Here is a 15,365-nt window from a genome sequence, read left to right on the forward strand (position 1 = left end):
CCACCGCCTGACCGCCGCCCACAAGCTCTCCGCCGCCGGCCTGACCGCCGCGGGCCTCACCGCCCTGGCGCTTGCCGCGATCCCCGGCCAGGCCACCGCCGCGCAGTCCATCGACGTCAAGCCCGTCGCCTGGACCACCCACGACGCCGGCACCAGCGACCAGGAGCAGCAGGAGCGCCTCACCCAGGTCACCGGCCAGGCAGCCGGCCAGGCGAAGACCGAAGCCGCAGCGCAGCACAGGACCGCCACCGACGCCGCCGCCCAGGCGAAGGCGAAGGCCGAGCAGGACCGCGCCGCCAAGGAAACCGCCAGCCGCTCCCAGGACCGCAAGCCGGTCGAGCAGACGGCCCCCGCCCAGGAGGCCCCCGCCCCGGCCCCGGCCGCGGCGCCCGCGAAGGCCTACGGCGACAACCTCGACGGCTGGATCAACCAGGCCCTGGACATCATGCACACCAAGGGCATCCCCGGCACCTACGACGGCCTCAAGCGCAACATCATGCGCGAGTCCACCGGCAACCCCCAGGCCATCAACAACTGGGACTCCAACGCCGTCGCCGGCATCCCCTCCAAGGGCCTGCTGCAGATCATCGACCCGACGTTCAAGGCGTTCCACGTCGAGGGCACGTCCTGGGACATCTACGACCCGGTCGCCAACATCGTCGCCTCCTGCAACTACGCCGCCAAGACCTACGGCTCCATGGACAACGTCAACTCCGCATACTGACGCACAGCAAGAACCCCATACGCCCCAAGGGCGGCAGCACCACACCGGTGCCGCCGCCCTTCGGCATATCCAGGCGTGATGCCCTCAGAGGCCCTGCAGGCGCTCCAGTTCCCGGCGGTCCCGCTTGGTGGGGCGGCCCGCGCCGCGGTCGCGGACGGGTACCGCCGGGAGTGCGGTGGGCGGCGGCGGGGGCGGGCTGTTGTCGACGTAGCACTCGGTCGCCACGGGGGCGCCGACCCGCTTGCGGATGATCCGGGAGACGACGACGATCCGCTCGAGCCCGGCCAGCCGGAGCCGCACCTCGTCGCCGGGGCGCACGGTCTGGGCCGGTTTGGCGCGTTCGCCGTTGACGCGGACGTGGCCCGCGCGGCAGGCGGTCGCGGCCTGGGAGCGCGTCTTCGTCAGCCGTACGGACCAGATCCAGCTGTCGACCCGTACGGTCCCGGTCTCCTCGTCTGAAGCCATGCCCCGACTCTAGTACCGGCGGCCGGGCGCGCGTGATGTCACGGCTCGGCTCACGACAGCACCTCGCGGCAGGCCGAGGCCAGCCGGCTCACGCCTTCGGCGAGTTCGGCCGTGCCGGCCACCGCGGCGAAGCTGAGGCGCAGGTGCGGGGCGGCGGACTCGGCGGCGTGGTAGGGGCGCCCGGGGACGACCGCGACGCCCGCGCGCAGTGCCGCGGCCGCCAGCGCGGCTTCGTCCGTGCCGTCCGGCAGCCGGGCCCAGACGTGGAAGCCGCCGGGCGGGGTGAACTCCACCTCCAGCTCGGGGAGTTCCCGGTGCAGGGCGGTGAGCAGCGCCTCGCGCCGGGTGCGCAGCTCGGCCGCGACCGTGCGGTGGTGGCGGGGCCAGGCGGGCGAGCCGACGAGTTCGAGCGCGGCCTCCTGGAGCGGGCGGGGCACGAAGAAGCTGTCGACGACCTGGATGGCGCGCAGCCGTTCCAGCACCGGGCCCCGGGCGGCGAGGGCGCCGACGCGCAGGCTGGGCGAGGTGGCCTTGGTCAGGGAGCAGACGTGGACGACGATGCCGTCGGGGTCCTGCGCGGCGAGCGTGGGCGGCAGCGGCGGCGCGTCCTCGTGGGCGAGGCGGCGGGCGAAGTCGTCCTCGATGACGAAGGCACCGGCCTCGCGGGCGACGCGGACGACCTCGCGGCGCCGGTCGTCGGCCAGGACGGCTCCGGTGGGGTTCTGGAAGAGCGGCTGGCAGGCGAAGACGCGGGCGCCGCTCGCCCGGAAGGCCGCGGCGAGCAGATCGGTGCGCACGCCCCGCGCGTCCGTCGGCACGGGCACGAGCCGCAGCCCGGAGGCGCGCGCCGCGGCGATCATGCCGGGGTAGGTCGGGGACTCGACGAGCACAGGGGCGCCGGGCGGGGCGAGGGCGCGCAGGGCGGTGGTGAGCGCGCTCTGGCCGCCCGCGGTGATCAGCACGTCGGAAGGGGCGACCGTGCCCGCCGGGCCGCCGATCTCGCGGGCGAACCACGCGCGGAGCTCGGCGACCCCTTCGAGGGGCGGGCGGCCCCAGGCGCCGGGGCGGCGGCCGGCCCGGGCGAGGGCGGCGGCGAGGGCGCGTTCGGGCTGGAGGGTGTGGTGGAGGTAGCCGCCGTTGAGCTCGATGACGCCGGGCGGCGGTTCGGCGAGGGTGGTCAGCACCCCGGTGGCGTCGACGGTGCGGGGGACGGCGTCCCCTGCCGCCTCGACGCTGAGGGCGACCTCCTGCCAGGACGTGTCGCCGAGGCGGGCGGGCGCGGCGTGCGGCGCGGCCCGGAAGGCGCCCGCGCCGGGGCGGGTGACGACCAGGCCCTCCGCGGCCAGGGCGGCGAGGGCCCGCGAGACGGTGACGGGGCTGACCCGGAAGCGCTCGACGAGGGCTCGGCTGGAGGGCAGCTTCTCACCTGGAGAGTAGCGGTCGAGTTCCCCGCGCAGGACTCCTGCCAGTTCCGCGACGCTGTTACGCTCATGCATGAGAGTGAAAGATAGCGCTACTCGCACCGCGGCGATAGCAGTGAGCGGCCCGGCCGCCGGGGGCGAGGCGGGGAACGGCTCCGCGCACCCCTCCGGTCGTACGCGCCGGTCCGGCCCCGCCACCGGGGGCACCCTGCTCGCCGCCGTCGGGGTGGCCGCGTTCTCCTTGACGTTTCCCGCGACCGCCTGGGCGCTGGAGGGGCTCGGCCCGTGGTCCGTCACCACGTGCCGGATGGTGCTGGCCGGGCTGATCGCGGCCGGTTTCCTGCTGGCGGGGCGCGTGCCGCCGCCCGCGCGGCGCCACTGGCCGGGGCTGCTCGCGGTCGCCGGTGGCACCGTCGTCGGATTCCCGCTGCTGACGACGCTGGCCCTGCGGACGTCCACGACCTCGCACGCCGCGGTGGTCGTGGGTCTGCTGCCGCTGACCACGGCCGCGTACGCGGCGGTGCGCACCCGTACCCGGCACTCGCGCACCTTCTGGGCGGCGGCGCTGGCGGGGGCGGCGGTGGTCATCGGCTTCGCCCTGCAACAGAGCGGTGGCACGCCGACGCTCGGCGACCTGTATCTGTTCGCCGCCCTGCTGGTGTGCGCGGTGGGCTACGCGGAGGGCGGCAGGCTGGCGCGGGAGATGCCGGGGTGGCAGGTGATCGGCTGGGCGCTCGTCGGCTGCCTGCCGGTGGCCGTGGCGGGTGCGGCGGCGGCCCTGTACGCCGAGCCCGCGCATCTCACCGGGCACGCCGTCGCCGGGCTGCTGTGGCTGGCGGCGGGGTCGCAGTTCCTGGGCATGCTGGTGTGGTACCGCGGCATGGCCGCCATCGGTGTGGCCAGGGCGAGCCAGCTCCAGCTCGCGCAGCCGCTGCTGACCCTGGTGTGGTCCGTGTCGCTGCTCGGCGAGCGGCTGACCCCGGCCGCGCCCGTCGCCGCGGTCGCGGTGCTCGTCTGCATCGCGGTGACCCAGCGCACGCGCGGGTAGCGCGGCGCGGTCGGCGCTCCCCCGAATGCGCCGTAGAGCGGGCCATATGCCCCCGATCGCCGTAGAATTGACGGCACCCGAGCGCACCAGTGGAACCTCGATCGGAAGGATCACCGCCGATGCATGCGAGCAAGGGCGACCGCCTGGTAGTGCATGGCCGGACCGTCGGGCAACAGGACCACGTCGTGGAGATCGTCGAGGTGCTGGGGTCGAAGGGTTCGCCCCCGTATCGCGTCCGCGCGGAGAACGGCCACGAGACGATCATGTCGCCGGGTCCGGACAGCGTGGTGGAGCACCGCAAGGCGACGGACGGCGTCTAGCGCGCCGCGCCGCGCAGCCCTCACCGCGGTGGGCGCACCCTGCGCGGATAGTGGTCGTGGACCACGCGTTCCATCGCCCCGATCCGGTCGGCGAGCAGCGGTTTCGCCGAGAAGTAGACGTTCCCGAGCACCTCGCGGTGTGCGCCGCACAGCGTGAGGTGACGGGAGAGCTCGGCCGGGTCCTGCCAGGGTGCGGGCTGTGCGGGGTCCCCCGCGCGGTAGAGCGCCTCGCCGACGTAGAGGTGCACGCCGGTGCCCCGCACGGTCCGCGCCCACCACGGCACGAGCTCGGCGTAGTCCGCGTCCGGGAAGCCGATGGGCCAGTAGACCTGGGGGACGATGTAGTCGATCCACTCCTCGCGCACCCACTTGCGGGTGTCGGCGCACAGGTCGTCATATGTCTGCACCCCGGCCCGGGTGTCCGAGCCCCGTGGGTCCGTCGTCCTGTTGCGCCAGACGGCGAACGGGCTGACCCCGAACCGCACATGACGCTTGCGCCGCTTGATGCGCCGGCCCGTCTCCCGTACGAGCAGGTCGATGTTGTCGCGCCGCCAGGCCGCCCGGTCGGGGTGGCCCGTGCCGTAGCGCTCGTAGGCCGCGTCGTCGTCGAACCGCTGCCCGGCCACCGGGTAGGGGTAGAAGTAGTCGTCGAAGTGCACGCCGTCGAGGTCGTAGCGGGCGACGGGGTCGAGCATCGCGTCCTGGACGAAGCGCCGCACCTCGGGCAGGCCCGGGTTGTAGTAGAGCTTCCCGCCGTACGGCACCACCCAGTCGGGGTGCAGCCTCGCCGGGTGGGTGGGGATCAGCCGGCCGGGGTCGGTGTGGTTGGCGATGCGGTAGGGGTTGAACCAGCCGTGCAGTTCCAGGCGGCGCTCGTGCGCCGCGCGCACCGCGAAGGCCAGCGGATCCCAGCCCGGGTCCCTGCCCTGAGTCCCCGTCAGATACTCCGACCACGGCTCGTACGGCGAGGGCCAGAACGCGTCGGCGGTGGGCCGGAGCTGGAGGAGCACGGCGTTGAGCCGGCACTCCGCCGCGGCGTCGAGGAGGTCCAGCAGCTCGGCCTGCTGCCGGCCGGGGTCGAGACCCGGCGCGGACGGCCAGTCGATGTTGCCGACGGTGGCGACCCACAGGCCGCGGAACTCGCGCTTCCGGCGAGCGCCGCTCGGGTCGGCATCACCGAGCGCACCCGCCTCACCCGTGGCCAGCATCGCGGACATCACGCCCGCGGCCGCCACGGTGAACCCTCTTCGGCTCATACGCCCCATATGCGGGCCACTCCTTGTCGGATCGGTCACACCATACGGACAGAGCATGCCCGCCCCGGCACCCTCGGCACCGCACGGCGCGGAGTAACGTCTGGAACGAGGCGGGGACCGGGGGTCCCGCGCGCCGGGACCCGGCGCCGGGTACGGCCGCCGCCGGACGACCGAGAACAGCGAAAGGCACGATGTGACGACCGACATCGCACGCGTCGGAGTAGTGGGCTGCGGCCAGATGGGCGCGGGCATCGCCGAGGTGTGCGCCCGTTCCGGCCTGGACGTCATGGTCGCGGAGACCACCGGCGAGGCCCTGGAGCTGGGCCGCACCCGGCTCACCAACTCCCTCGGCAAGGCCGCCGAGCGCGGCAAGATCACCGAGGCCGAGCGCGACGCCACGCTCGCCCGGCTGAGCTTCACCACCGACCTGGGCGAGTTCGCCGACCGCGACCTCGTCATCGAGGCCGTCGTCGAGAACGAGCAGATCAAGACCGAGATCTTCCAGGTCCTCGACCAGGTCGTCACCCGCCCGGACGCGATCCTGGCCTCCAACACCTCCTCCATCCCGCTGGTGAAGCTGGCCGTGGCGACCTCCCGCCCGGACCAGGTCATCGGCATCCACTTCTTCAACCCGGCCCCGGTGCAGAAGCTCGTCGAGCTGATCCCCGCGCTCACCACCGGCGAGGAGACCATCAAGCGCGCCGAGGCCCTGGTCGCGCAGCTCCTGGGCAAGCACGCGATCCGCGCCCAGGACCGCTCGGGCTTCGTCGTCAACGCCCTGCTCATCCCGTATCTGCTCTCCGCCATCCGGATGTTCGAGTCGGGCATCGCCAGCCGCGAGGACATCGACAACGGCATGGAGCTCGGCTGCGCCCACCCCATGGGCCCGCTGAAGCTCTCCGACCTGATCGGCCTGGACACGGTCGCGTCGGTGGCGAACAGCATGTACGAGGAGTTCAAGGAGCCGCTCTACGCCGCTCCCCCGCTGCTCCAGCGCATGGTCGACGCGGGCCGCCTCGGCCGCAAGACGGGCTCGGGCTTCTACTCGTACTGAGCCCACCCAAGGCCCGACCACTACGCAAAGTCACCGCCGCACACCCGTGTTCGCACGGGGTGTGCGGCGGTGACTCGCATATACCCCCCGCACACGCTCCCGCTCAGCGGCCCGGCGCGGTTGACTCGCTTCCGTTGGTGCAGACAGCATCTTCCGGAAGGAGTACGGACCGTGACCAGCCATCCCGAGCACGCCGTCAAATCGGCCGAGCTCGCGGAGCTCAGGCGGAGCCTCGATGTCGGCGTCGTCCGGATCGACGGGCATCTCGCCCTCCTCACCCAGCGCGGCGACCAGACGGAGCACGAGATCGCCGAGCTGGGCGAGCGCGTACGGGCCCTGGAACACGGCACCTGGCCCCTGCCGTCGATAGCCGCGCTCACCGGCGTCGCCGCCCTGGCACTCGCCATCTGGCAGGCGACAGGCCGATGAGCGCGGGGTGTGCGTGAATCCGCTCGCCGTACGGAGGTTCAGCCGAGCCGGATGTGGTGCAGCAGCAGCAGCGCGGCCGCCATGTTGGCGGCCGGCACCTCGCCGCGGCCGATCATGTCGGGCACCAGCTTGAGCGGCACCCACTCGCGGCGGTCCGACTCGAAGTCGTCCTCCGGCTCACCGATGTACTCGGCCTCGTCGGACCAGTAGATGTGATGGCGGGCGTCGGTGAGACCGTTGGACGGTTCCACGGACATCAGGTGCCGCAGGGGGCCGGGCCGCCACCCGGTCTCCTCCTCCATCTCACGGGCCGCCGCGAAGGCCAGGTCCTCACCGTCCTCGACGACGCCCGCGGCCAGTTCCCAGCCCCAGTTGTCGGTGATGAAGCGATGCCGCCACAGCAGCAGGACCTCATTGGCCTCATTGACCACCGTGGCCACGGCGACGGGCCGCAGCCTGATGAGGAAGTGGTCGAGGTGGCGGCCGTCGGGGAGTTGGACGTCTGCGAGATTGACCCGGAACCAGCGGTTCGAGTAGACGGTCCGTTCCCTGAGATTCTTCCAACGCACGTGTTGCCACCTTCCGCCGAGGTGGCCACCTCCCCGGGCGCTTTCCTCACAAGGGCACGCGCAACGCCCCGTCGATCATCTCGGCGGCCTCGGCAGTGGCCGCACACCCACTCTCGATCAGGTGCTCGCGCACCGCCCGGAGCCGATCCCGTAAGCGCTGCGATTCCATGCCTCTCGCCTGCTCGGTCATCTCCCGTGCGGTGGCCACCGCCTTGTCCGCGTCTCCTTGACGCAGCTCGATGTGCGTGAGCATGGCGAGCCGGTGGACACGCCCCCGGTCGTGGGCGGGGGTGTCGACGGCCCGGTCCGCGTGCTCACGGGCGGGTCCGAGATCGCCGAGGCTCAGCAGCGCCTCCGCCACCTGCACATTCACCAGGCCCGGCTGCACATAGCCGGTCTCGGCCGGCTCCTGGCCGCGGCGGATGCGCTCGGCCGCGCTCTCGGCGCGGCGGATGCAGGCGAGCGCGCCGACGCCGTCGCCGAGCCGGGCGTACGCCTTGGCCTGCATGGCGTAGAGATCGGCGGCGAGGGCGGGGGTGAGCTCCGGGCCCGCGGCCCGCAGCGCCGACTCGGCGAACGCGACCGCCTGCCGGTACTCCCGCATGAAGAGCGACTGGTTGACGAGGAGGGCGATGACATACGCGCCGAGGCCCCGGTCCCCGCTGGCCTTGGCCAGCCGCAGCGCCTGGTGGAAATAGCGCTGGGCGAGCCCGTGCGCGTCGGAGTCGTACGCGCAGATCCCGGCGACGGCGACCAGCCCTCCGGTGGCGCGGTGCAGTTGGCGGCCGGTCGCGTCGGTGTAGCTGCCCCGGAGCAGGGGCGCGGTCTCGGCGTTGAGGAAGCCGACGACGCGGGCACGGGTCGCGATGCCGCCCGCCTTGCGGTACATCTGCTCGTAGTGGGTGCGGGCGGCGCGGAGCATCTCGATGTCGTCCATGGAGACGCGGGTGAGGCCGCGCCGGGAGACATCGGCGTCCTCGGGCGGGTTCTCCCACTCCCAGACCGGGATGACGGCGGGCGTCCCGGTCACGGCGGGGGCGGTGACGACGTGCTCCCGCTGCTGTTCGTCGGAGCGCCACAGGGCGGTGGCGCGCTCCACGAAGCCGGAGAGCGGGGTGTTGGGCAGGCGGGGGCTGCCGGGGGTGCCCAGGCCGATGTCGTCCAGGGTCAGCGCGCGGTGCAGTCGCTCGCCGAGCACCTCGCAGATGAGGTCCGGCACCTGGCCGCGCGGGCGCTGGCCGCGCAACCAGCGTGCGACGGCGGTGTGTTCGTACCGCAGTGCCAGTCCCCGGGCTCGGCCCGCCGCGTTGATGTGGGCCGCCAGTCCGGCGTGGGAGATCCCCGCTTCGTCGAGGATGGCGTCAAGGAGTGTGTTGGGCTCCATCCTGCCCTCCGAGGTGCTCGGTGGGATCAGCGTAATGGAGATCGCTTCGCACGGGGTGTGAACCGGACGTCGCGGAGCGTCAAACGGAAGCAGGGCCTCGGGAGTTGGGGCCACCGGTGGCTTCCGGCCGTTCCCGCGCCTCCTCGCCGGGCGGGGGCGGTGCGGCCGAGAGCGGGGTGGCGATCTCCTCCAGGGATTTGCCCTCGGCGTCGATGCCCAGGAAGTGCTCGGTGAGGCCGCCGATCACCATGACGGCCGCGCCCAGGAGATAGCCGAGGAAGAGCAGGGTGCGGTCGCTGCCGTCGCCGATCAGCCGGCCGTAGAGATAGGGGCCGGCGGCGCCCACGCACTGGGCGAGGGCGAAGAAGACGGCGATGGCCTGGCCCCGCACCTCCAGCGGGAAGATCTCACCGACCGTCAGATATCCGGCGGACGCCCCGGCCGAGGCGAAGAAGAAGATCACGCACCAGGCGGTGGTCTGGCTCGCCGCGGTCAGCAGGTCGGCCTGGAACAGCGCGGCGGTGACGGCCAGGGCGCAGCCGGAGAAGAGGTAGGTGCCGCTGATCATGCGGCGGCGGCCGACGGTGTCGAAGAGCGGGCCGAGGAGGACGGGCCCGAGGAGGTTCCCGGCGGCGAAGGCGATGAGGTAGAGCGGGGCGCGGTTCTCGTGGACGCCGTAGAACTTGGTCAGGACGAGGGTGTAGGTGAAGAAGATCGAGTTGTAGAGGAAGGACTGGGTGATCAGCAGGGTCGAGCCGAGCACGGAGCGGCCGGGGTAGCGCTTGAACAGCAGCCGCAGCAGGGTCGGATAGCCGGCCCGCGGCGCCTCCGTCAGCAGGATCGCCCTGCTGTCGTCCACGGGGGCGAGGACGTGCCCGGCGCGCTCGACCTCGCTCTCGATGCGGGCGATGGCCTCCTCGGCCTCCGCCTGCCTGCCGTGCATGGCCAGCCAGCGCGGGCTCTCCGGCAGATGACGGCGGATCAGGAAGACGGCGAGGCCGAGGAGCGGGCCGAGGAGGAAGCCCACCCGCCAGGCGAGGTGGTCGGGGAGCACCTGGAGGAGCCAGAGTTCGGCCACGGTGCCGAGGATCGCGCCCGCCCAGTAGGTGCCGTTGACCAGGAGGTCGACGCGGCCGCGGTGGCGGGCGGGCACCATCTCCTGGATCGCGGAGTTGATCGCGGAGTACTCGCCGCCGATGCCCGTACCGGCGAGGAAGCGGGTGAAGCAGAGGAAGGCGTACCAGCCGGTGCCCTGGCCGAGGGTCAGGGCCGTCAGGCCGCTGCCGAAGAGATAGACGCCGAAGGTGAGCAGGAAGAGCTTGCGCCGGCCGAGCCGGTCCGCGAGCCGCCCGAAGAACAGCGCGCCTGCCACCTGTCCGACGAGATAGACCGTGGCGATCAGCCCGGCCTCGCCCGAGGAGAGGCGGAGGGTGTCCTCGCGGGTGAGGACGGCCGCCACCGCGCCCGCGACCGTGATCTCCAGGCCGTCCAGGATCCAGGCGACGCCGAGCGCCACCACCATCCTGGTGTGGAAGCCGGACCAGGGCAGCCGGTCGATCCGGGCGGGGATGAGGCTGCGTACGGCACCGGGGTGGCCTTGGGGCTCTGTCACGAAGCGGCTCCTTGCCTGCGCGGCCCGCTGCCGGAGCGGGCCAGTCGGGCGGCGGGCGACGGGGAGGGGGCGCGCTGCCGGTCGTTGCGCAGCACCAGGAGGGCGATGTCGTCGGAGAGGCGGCCGCCGGTGTGCCGCAGCAGGGCGGCCTGGACGCGCTCGATCACGGCGGCGGGGACGATGGGCGCACCGTGGGCGGCGGCCTCGGCGAGGGCCCGCGCGAGCGGGAAGAAGGCGCCCGCCGCGTCCCGCGCGTCCTCGGCGCCGTCCGTGTGCAGCACCAGGGCGTCGCCGGGGTGCAGCCGGGTCAGCCGGGCCACGGGCAACTCGGGCGGCAGGGGGAAGAGCCCGAGCGGGGGCATCGGGTCGCCCCGGCCCACGGGGGCGGCCCTGGCCCGGCGGCCGGAGGCGCCGGAGAGGCGGTACGGCCAGGGGTGGCCGCAGTTGAGGGCCATGACGACGCCGTCGGCGCACACCTCCAGCAGGAGGATGGTGACGAACTCCTCGCCGGGCGGCCGCTCCTTGGCGTCCTTCCCCTCGGCCGCGGCCCGCTCCCCCAAGTGCCGCTGCAGGGCCCGCTCCAGTCGGCGCAGCACGTCCGCCAGCCGCGGTTCGTCGTACGCCGCCTCGCGGAAGCTGCCGAGCACGGCGGCGACGGTGGCGATCGCCGCGAAGCCGTGGCCGCGCACATCGCCTATGACGACGCGGACGCCGTGCGGGGTGGCGAGGGCCTCGTAGAGATCGCCGCCGACGAGCGTGCCCTCGCTGACCGAGAGGTGGCCGCCCGCGAGCGTCATCCCGTCGAGCCGCGGCGGCAGGGGGCGCAGCAGCAGCCGCTGGGCGGTGTCGGCGATCTCGCGGGCGCGCTCCAGATCGCGCACGAGACGGCGCCGGCGCCGGGTGATGGAGTAACTGGCCCCGGCGACGGCGACGATGGCGCAGCACGTGCCCAGCCTGGCGCCGTGATCCAGCCGGGCCACGGGGCCGAAGGGGGCGAGCGCGAACACCGCGCAGAGGCCGGCGAGCACGACGCACTGGCGCCGGCCGCTGCCCGCGCAGGCGATGACGGGCGCGGCCGCGAGCAGTTGGACGACCTGGGTGCCGTGGGGGGCGATGAGCTCCCACGCCAGGACTCCCAGGATCCACAGTCCGGGGAGGGCGAGCACGACCCTCCTCCGCCAGTGCACCGCCCTTGTCCGGATCATGCCCTCGGCCCCCCTAGCAGCAATGACGCGCTTGATTCTCGCGAGTGCTCAGCGCCAAGTAACGACCAGGGCCTTCATTTCCACCCTATTGAGTGATATTCGGACACTCAGGAACGATGGCACGCATGAGGGGCGCACCCGGTGCTCCGGGTGCGCCCCTCTGCTGTTCAGCGACTTTCACCGCCGGGCGGTCGGCGCGGGGTCAGGCCCCGCGCCCTGCGGGCGTCACGCGCCGCGCAGCACCGCGCCCGTGCTCTCGACGGCCGAGGCAACGGCCGCGTCGCGCGCGGCAGTTGCCTCGTCGGCGGTCAGGGTGCGGTCGGCGGCGCGGAAGCGCAGCGCGTACGCCAGCGACTTCTTGCCCTCGCCGAGCTGCTCGCCGGTGAAGATGTCGAACAGGCGCAGCGACTCCAGGAGTTCACCGGCGCCGGCCCGCAGTGCGGCCTCGACCTCGGCGGCGGGGACGGAGGCGTCCACGACCAGCGCGACGTCCTGCGTGGCCACCGGGAAGGCGGACACGTGCGGGGCCTCGACGGCGCCGGTGCCGGCCCGCTCCAGGAGGTCGAGCTCGATCTCCATGGCGCAGGTGCGCTCCGGCAGGCCGAACGCCTTGGTGACGCGCGGGTGGAGCTCACCGGCGTTGCCGACGAGCACCTCCTCGCCGTCGATCAGGGCGAGCAGCGCGGCGCAGCGGCCCGGGTGGTACGGCGCCGTCTGGTCCTGACGGACAATCAGCTCGACGCCCGCCGCACGGGCGACCGCACGGCCGGCCTCGATGGCGTCCGCCCAGGTCGACGGGCGGCCCTTGCCCCACCAGCCGGCCTGCTCGCGCGCCCCGGCGAGGACGACGGCCGCGCGGCGCGGCTGCCGGGGCAGCGCGGCGTTCAGGCCGGCGATCTCCTCGTCGGTGGGACGGCGGTCGACGGGCAGCCGGACCGCCGGGCGCTCGGCGCCGGTCGGCCGGAAGACCAGCCCGGTCTCGAACAGCGCGAGCTCGTGCTCACCGCGGCCGTCGTTGCGGCGCAGGGCGGCGAAGAGCCCCGGCAGCAGGGTCGTGCGCAGCGCGGGCTCGGTGTCGGAGAGCGGGTTGACCAGGCGCACCACGAGGCGGCGCGGGTCGTCGGCCTCCAGGCCGAGCTGGTCGAGGGCGGCCTCCCCGAGGAAGGGGTAGCTGGGGGCCTCGACATAGCCGGCGCCGGCGAGGGCGCGGCCGACGCGGCGGTGCAGGCGCTGCCGCTCGGTCAGCCCGCGGCCGGCGGGCGGCTGCGGCAGGGTGGAGGGCAGGTTCTCGTAGCCCTCCAGCCGGATGACCTCTTCTGCGAGGTCGTTGGGGTCGGTGAGGTCGGGGCGCCAGCTGGGCACGGTGACGATCAGCTCGTCCTGCCCGTAGACGTCGCAGCCGACCTCCTGGAGGCGGCGGACGACGGTCTCGCGGCCGTACTCGACACCGGCGACGCGGTCCGGGTGGTCGGCGCTCATCGCGATCGTGCGCGGCCCGCTGGGGGCGACGATCTCGGTGACCCCGGCCTCGGCGGTACCGCCCGCCAGCAGCACCATCAGGTCGACGGTGCGCTGGGCCGCCGCGGAGGCGGCCTGCGGGTCGACGCCGCGCTCGAAGCGCTTGGACGCCTCGGTGGACAGCTTGTGACGGCGGGCCGCGCGGGCGACGGAGATGGCGTCGAAGTGCGCGGCCTCGACGACGATCTCGGTGGAGCCCTGGCCTGCCGCGTGGTCGGCGATCTCGGTGTCGGCACCGCCCATGACACCCGCGAGGCCGATGGGGCCGCGGTTGTCGGTGATGACGAGGTCCTCGGGGTGCAGGGCCCGCTTGACCCCGTCGAGGGTGGTGAGCTTCTCGCCCGCCTCGGCGCGGCGCACGCCGATCGGCCCGTCGACGCGGGACCGGTCGTAGGCGTGCAGCGGCTGGCCGAGCTCGAGCATCACGTAGTTGGTGACGTCGACGGCGAGCGAGACCGTGCGCATGCCGGCCTTCTGCAGGCGGCGCTGGAGCCAGATCGGCGAGCGCGCCTCGGGCGAGAGACCGGTCACCGTACGGGCGGTGAAGCGGTCGCAGCCGGCCGGGTCGGCGACCCGGACGGGGTAGCCGTAGCTGTTGGGCGCGGGCACGTCCAGCAGGGCCGGGTCGCGCAGCGGCAGGCCGTAGGCGGTGGCGGCCTCGCGGGCGACGCCGCGCATCGACAGGCAGTAGCCCCGGTCGGGGGTGACGGCGATGTCGAGGACCTCGTCGACGAGCTCCAGCAGCTCGATGGCGTCGGTGCCGGGCTCGTACTCCTGCGGCAGCACGATGATGCCGTGCGTGCCGTCGTCGCCCATGCCCAGCTCGTCGCCGGAGCAGATCATGCCGTGCGAGGTGCGGCCGTACGTCTTGCGCGCGGCGATCGCGAAGTCGCCGGGCAGGACGGCGCCGGGCAGCACGACGACGACCTTGTCGCCCACGGAGAAGTTGCGGGCGCCGCAGACGATCTCCTGCGGCTCGCCCGTGCCGTTGGCGGCGCCGACGTCGACGGTGCAGAAGCGGATGGGCTTCTTGAAGCCCTCCAGCTCCTCGATCGTGAGGACCTGGCCGACGACGAGGGGGCCCGTCAGGCCCGTGCCGAGCTGCTCGACGCGCTCGACCTCGAGGCCGGCGGCGACGAGTTTGGCCTGCACGTCGCGGCCGGTGGTACCGGCCGGCAGGTCGACGTACTCCCGCAGCCAAGAAAGCGGGACCCGCATCAGATCTCCATCCCGAACGGCCGGGTGAAGCGCACGTCACCCTCGACCATGTCTCGCATGTCTTCGACGTTGTGGCGGAACATCAGCATCCGTTCGATGCCGAACCCGAAGGCGAATCCGCTGTACTTCTCCGGGTCGATGCCCGCGGCGACCAGCACCCGGGGGTTGACCATGCCGCAGCCGCCCAGCTCGATCCAGCCCTCGCTGGAGCAGGTGCGGCAGGGCGCCTCGGGGTTGCCGACCGACTCGCCGCGGCAGACATAGCACTGCATGTCCAGCTCGGCGGAGGGCTCGGTGAAGGGGAAGTAGTTGGGGCGCAGCCGCGTCGTGAGGCCCTCGCCGAACAGCGAGCGCACCATGTGCTCGATGGTGCCCTTGAGGTCGGCCATGGTCAGGCCCTCGTCGATGGCGAGGAGCTCGACCTGGGTGAAGACCGGGGTGTGGGTGGCGTCCAGCTCGTCGGTGCGGTAGACGCGGCCCGGGCAGACCACATAGATGGGGGGCTCGCGGTCGAGCATCGAGCGGACCTGCACCGGGGAGGTGTGGGTGCGCAGCACGACACCGGACTCGTCGTCCTTGGTGCCCCGGCCCTGGACGAAGAAGGTGTCCTGCATGGCGCGGGCCGGGTGGTCGGGCTCGAAGTTCAGGGCGTCGAAGTTGAACCACTCCGCCTCGACCTCGGGGCCCTCCGCGACCTCATAGCCCATCGCGACGAAGACGTCCTCGATGCGCTCGGAGAGCGTGGTCAGCGGGTGGCGGGCGCCGGCCGGTACGCGGTCGTACGGCACGGTGACGTCCACCGCCTCCTCGACCAGCACCCGGGCGTCGCGCTCGGCCTCCAGCTCGGCCTGGCGGGCGGCGAGGGCCTTGTTCACGGCGCCGCGGGCCATGCCCACGCGCTTGCCGGCCTCGGCCTTGGCCTGCGGGGGCAGGGCGCCGATCTCACGGTTGGCGAGGGACAGCGGCGAGGTCGGCCCGGTGTGGGCGATCTTCGCCTCGTGGAGGGCCTCGAGGTCACCGGCGGCGGCAAAAGCGGCGAGCGCCTCGCTCCGCATGCGCTCGATCTCTTCCGGTTTCAGTGCCTCGACCTCGACAGGGTCGTACGACTTATTGGGTGCGGACATCTCTTCCCGTGCTTCCGA

The 15,365-nt window shown here is 73.3% G+C and carries 14 protein-coding genes; 5 read left to right on the forward strand and 9 right to left on the reverse strand.

What is annotated here, in order from left to right:
• Window positions 1-7: 7 nt before the first annotated feature.
• The gene (locus ABD269_RS32080) at window positions 8-724 is read left to right on the forward strand and encodes a transglycosylase SLT domain-containing protein (RefSeq protein ID WP_344124057.1); all 717 of its coding nucleotides are present in this window, start codon (window positions 8-10) and stop codon (window positions 722-724) included.
• Window positions 725-808: 84 nt separating this feature from the next.
• Here the strand turns inward: ABD269_RS32080 and ABD269_RS32085 are convergent, their stop codons facing one another.
• Both ABD269_RS32085 and ABD269_RS32090 read right to left on the reverse strand, forming a co-directional pair.
• A complete protein-coding gene (locus ABD269_RS32085) occupies window positions 809-1,189 on the reverse strand; it encodes an RNA-binding S4 domain-containing protein (RefSeq protein WP_301888758.1) in 381 nt (126 codons plus the stop codon).
• 50 nt (window positions 1,190-1,239) lie between these two features.
• Window positions 1,240-2,685: an aminotransferase-like domain-containing protein gene (locus tag ABD269_RS32090; protein ID WP_344123657.1), complete on the reverse strand. Its 1,446-nt coding sequence runs from the start codon at window positions 2,683-2,685 to the stop codon at window positions 1,240-1,242.
• Between ABD269_RS32090 and ABD269_RS32095 the strand changes: the two genes are divergently transcribed.
• The gene (locus tag ABD269_RS32095; protein WP_344123659.1) at window positions 2,684-3,658 is read left to right on the forward strand and encodes a DMT family transporter; all 975 of its coding nucleotides are present in this window, start codon (window positions 2,684-2,686) and stop codon (window positions 3,656-3,658) included. The genes ABD269_RS32090 and ABD269_RS32095 overlap by 2 nt on opposite strands.
• Window positions 3,659-3,777: 119 nt before the next feature.
• Window positions 3,778-3,978, forward strand: a complete 201-nt coding sequence (locus ABD269_RS32100) for a DUF1918 domain-containing protein (RefSeq protein ID WP_301888753.1) — start codon at window positions 3,778-3,780, stop codon at window positions 3,976-3,978.
• A gap of 20 nt (window positions 3,979-3,998) precedes the next feature.
• Here ABD269_RS32100 and ABD269_RS32105 read toward each other — a convergent pair whose 3' ends face one another.
• Window positions 3,999-5,243 (reverse strand): glycoside hydrolase family 10-like protein, encoded by a 1,245-nt coding sequence (locus tag ABD269_RS32105; RefSeq protein ID WP_344123662.1) that lies wholly within the window; start codon window positions 5,241-5,243, stop codon window positions 3,999-4,001.
• A gap of 184 nt (window positions 5,244-5,427) precedes the next feature.
• Here ABD269_RS32105 and ABD269_RS32110 point away from each other — a divergent pair, with 184 nt between their 5' ends.
• Window positions 5,428-6,288: a 3-hydroxybutyryl-CoA dehydrogenase gene (locus ABD269_RS32110; protein WP_301888750.1), complete on the forward strand. Its 861-nt coding sequence runs from the start codon at window positions 5,428-5,430 to the stop codon at window positions 6,286-6,288.
• Window positions 6,289-6,459: 171 nt separating this feature from the next.
• A complete protein-coding gene (locus ABD269_RS32115) occupies window positions 6,460-6,717 on the forward strand; it encodes a hypothetical protein (RefSeq protein WP_301888749.1) in 258 nt (85 codons plus the stop codon).
• Window positions 6,718-6,755: 38 nt separating this feature from the next.
• Here the strand turns inward: ABD269_RS32115 and ABD269_RS32120 are convergent, their stop codons facing one another.
• The 6 genes from ABD269_RS32120 to pheS form a co-directional block, all read right to left on the reverse strand.
• Window positions 6,756-7,286: an NUDIX hydrolase gene (locus ABD269_RS32120; RefSeq protein ID WP_116210818.1), complete on the reverse strand. Its 531-nt coding sequence runs from the start codon at window positions 7,284-7,286 to the stop codon at window positions 6,756-6,758.
• 46 nt (window positions 7,287-7,332) lie between these two features.
• Window positions 7,333-8,670 carry an NsdA family TPR-like regulatory protein gene (locus ABD269_RS32125; RefSeq protein ID WP_116210819.1) on the reverse strand — a complete coding sequence of 446 codons (1,338 nt, stop codon included), beginning with the start codon at window positions 8,668-8,670 and terminating at the stop codon, window positions 7,333-7,335.
• A gap of 79 nt (window positions 8,671-8,749) precedes the next feature.
• On the reverse strand, window positions 8,750-10,282 hold the full coding sequence (locus ABD269_RS32130; RefSeq protein ID WP_344123666.1) for an MFS transporter: 1,533 nt from the start codon (window positions 10,280-10,282) through the stop codon (window positions 8,750-8,752).
• Window positions 10,279-11,487 carry a PP2C family protein-serine/threonine phosphatase gene (locus tag ABD269_RS32135; RefSeq protein ID WP_344123668.1) on the reverse strand — a complete coding sequence of 403 codons (1,209 nt, stop codon included), beginning with the start codon at window positions 11,485-11,487 and terminating at the stop codon, window positions 10,279-10,281. The genes ABD269_RS32130 and ABD269_RS32135 overlap by 4 nt, the downstream gene beginning before the upstream one ends.
• A gap of 225 nt (window positions 11,488-11,712) precedes the next feature.
• Entirely contained in the window at window positions 11,713-14,223 is a 2,511-nt protein-coding gene (gene pheT / locus ABD269_RS32140; RefSeq protein ID WP_344123670.1) for a phenylalanine--tRNA ligase subunit beta, read from the reverse strand.
• On the reverse strand, window positions 14,223-15,347 hold the full coding sequence (pheS, locus tag ABD269_RS32145) for a phenylalanine--tRNA ligase subunit alpha (protein ID WP_301888740.1): 1,125 nt from the start codon (window positions 15,345-15,347) through the stop codon (window positions 14,223-14,225). Before pheS ends, pheT begins: the two co-directional genes overlap by 1 nt.
• Window positions 15,348-15,365: the final 18 nt, after the last annotated feature.

Source organism: Streptomyces blastmyceticus (assembly GCF_039521185.1).
Classification (GTDB): domain Bacteria; phylum Actinomycetota; class Actinomycetes; order Streptomycetales; family Streptomycetaceae; genus Streptomyces; species Streptomyces blastmyceticus.

Bases quoted from the DNA above. Each gene is read 5' to 3' on its own strand.
- ABD269_RS32085 (WP_301888758.1), bottom strand. From the start codon at position 1,189: ATGGCTTCAGACGAGGAGACCGGGACCGTACGGGTCGACAGCTGGATC.
- ABD269_RS32095 (WP_344123659.1), top strand. From the start codon at position 2,684: ATGAGAGTGAAAGATAGCGCTACTCGCACCGCGGCGATAGCAGTGAGC.
- ABD269_RS32090 (WP_344123657.1), bottom strand. From the start codon at position 2,685: ATGCATGAGCGTAACAGCGTCGCGGAACTGGCAGGAGTCCTGCGCGGG.
- ABD269_RS32100 (WP_301888753.1), top strand. From the start codon at position 3,778: ATGCATGCGAGCAAGGGCGACCGCCTGGTAGTGCATGGCCGGACCGTC.
- ABD269_RS32105 (WP_344123662.1), bottom strand. From the start codon at position 5,243: ATGGGGCGTATGAGCCGAAGAGGGTTCACCGTGGCGGCCGCGGGCGTG.
- ABD269_RS32125 (WP_116210819.1), bottom strand. From the start codon at position 8,670: ATGGAGCCCAACACACTCCTTGACGCCATCCTCGACGAAGCGGGGATC.
- ABD269_RS32135 (WP_344123668.1), bottom strand. From the start codon at position 11,487: ATGATCCGGACAAGGGCGGTGCACTGGCGGAGGAGGGTCGTGCTCGCC.
- pheT (WP_344123670.1), bottom strand. From the start codon at position 14,223: ATGCGGGTCCCGCTTTCTTGGCTGCGGGAGTACGTCGACCTGCCGGCC.
- pheS (WP_301888740.1), bottom strand. From the start codon at position 15,347: ATGTCCGCACCCAATAAGTCGTACGACCCTGTCGAGGTCGAGGCACTG.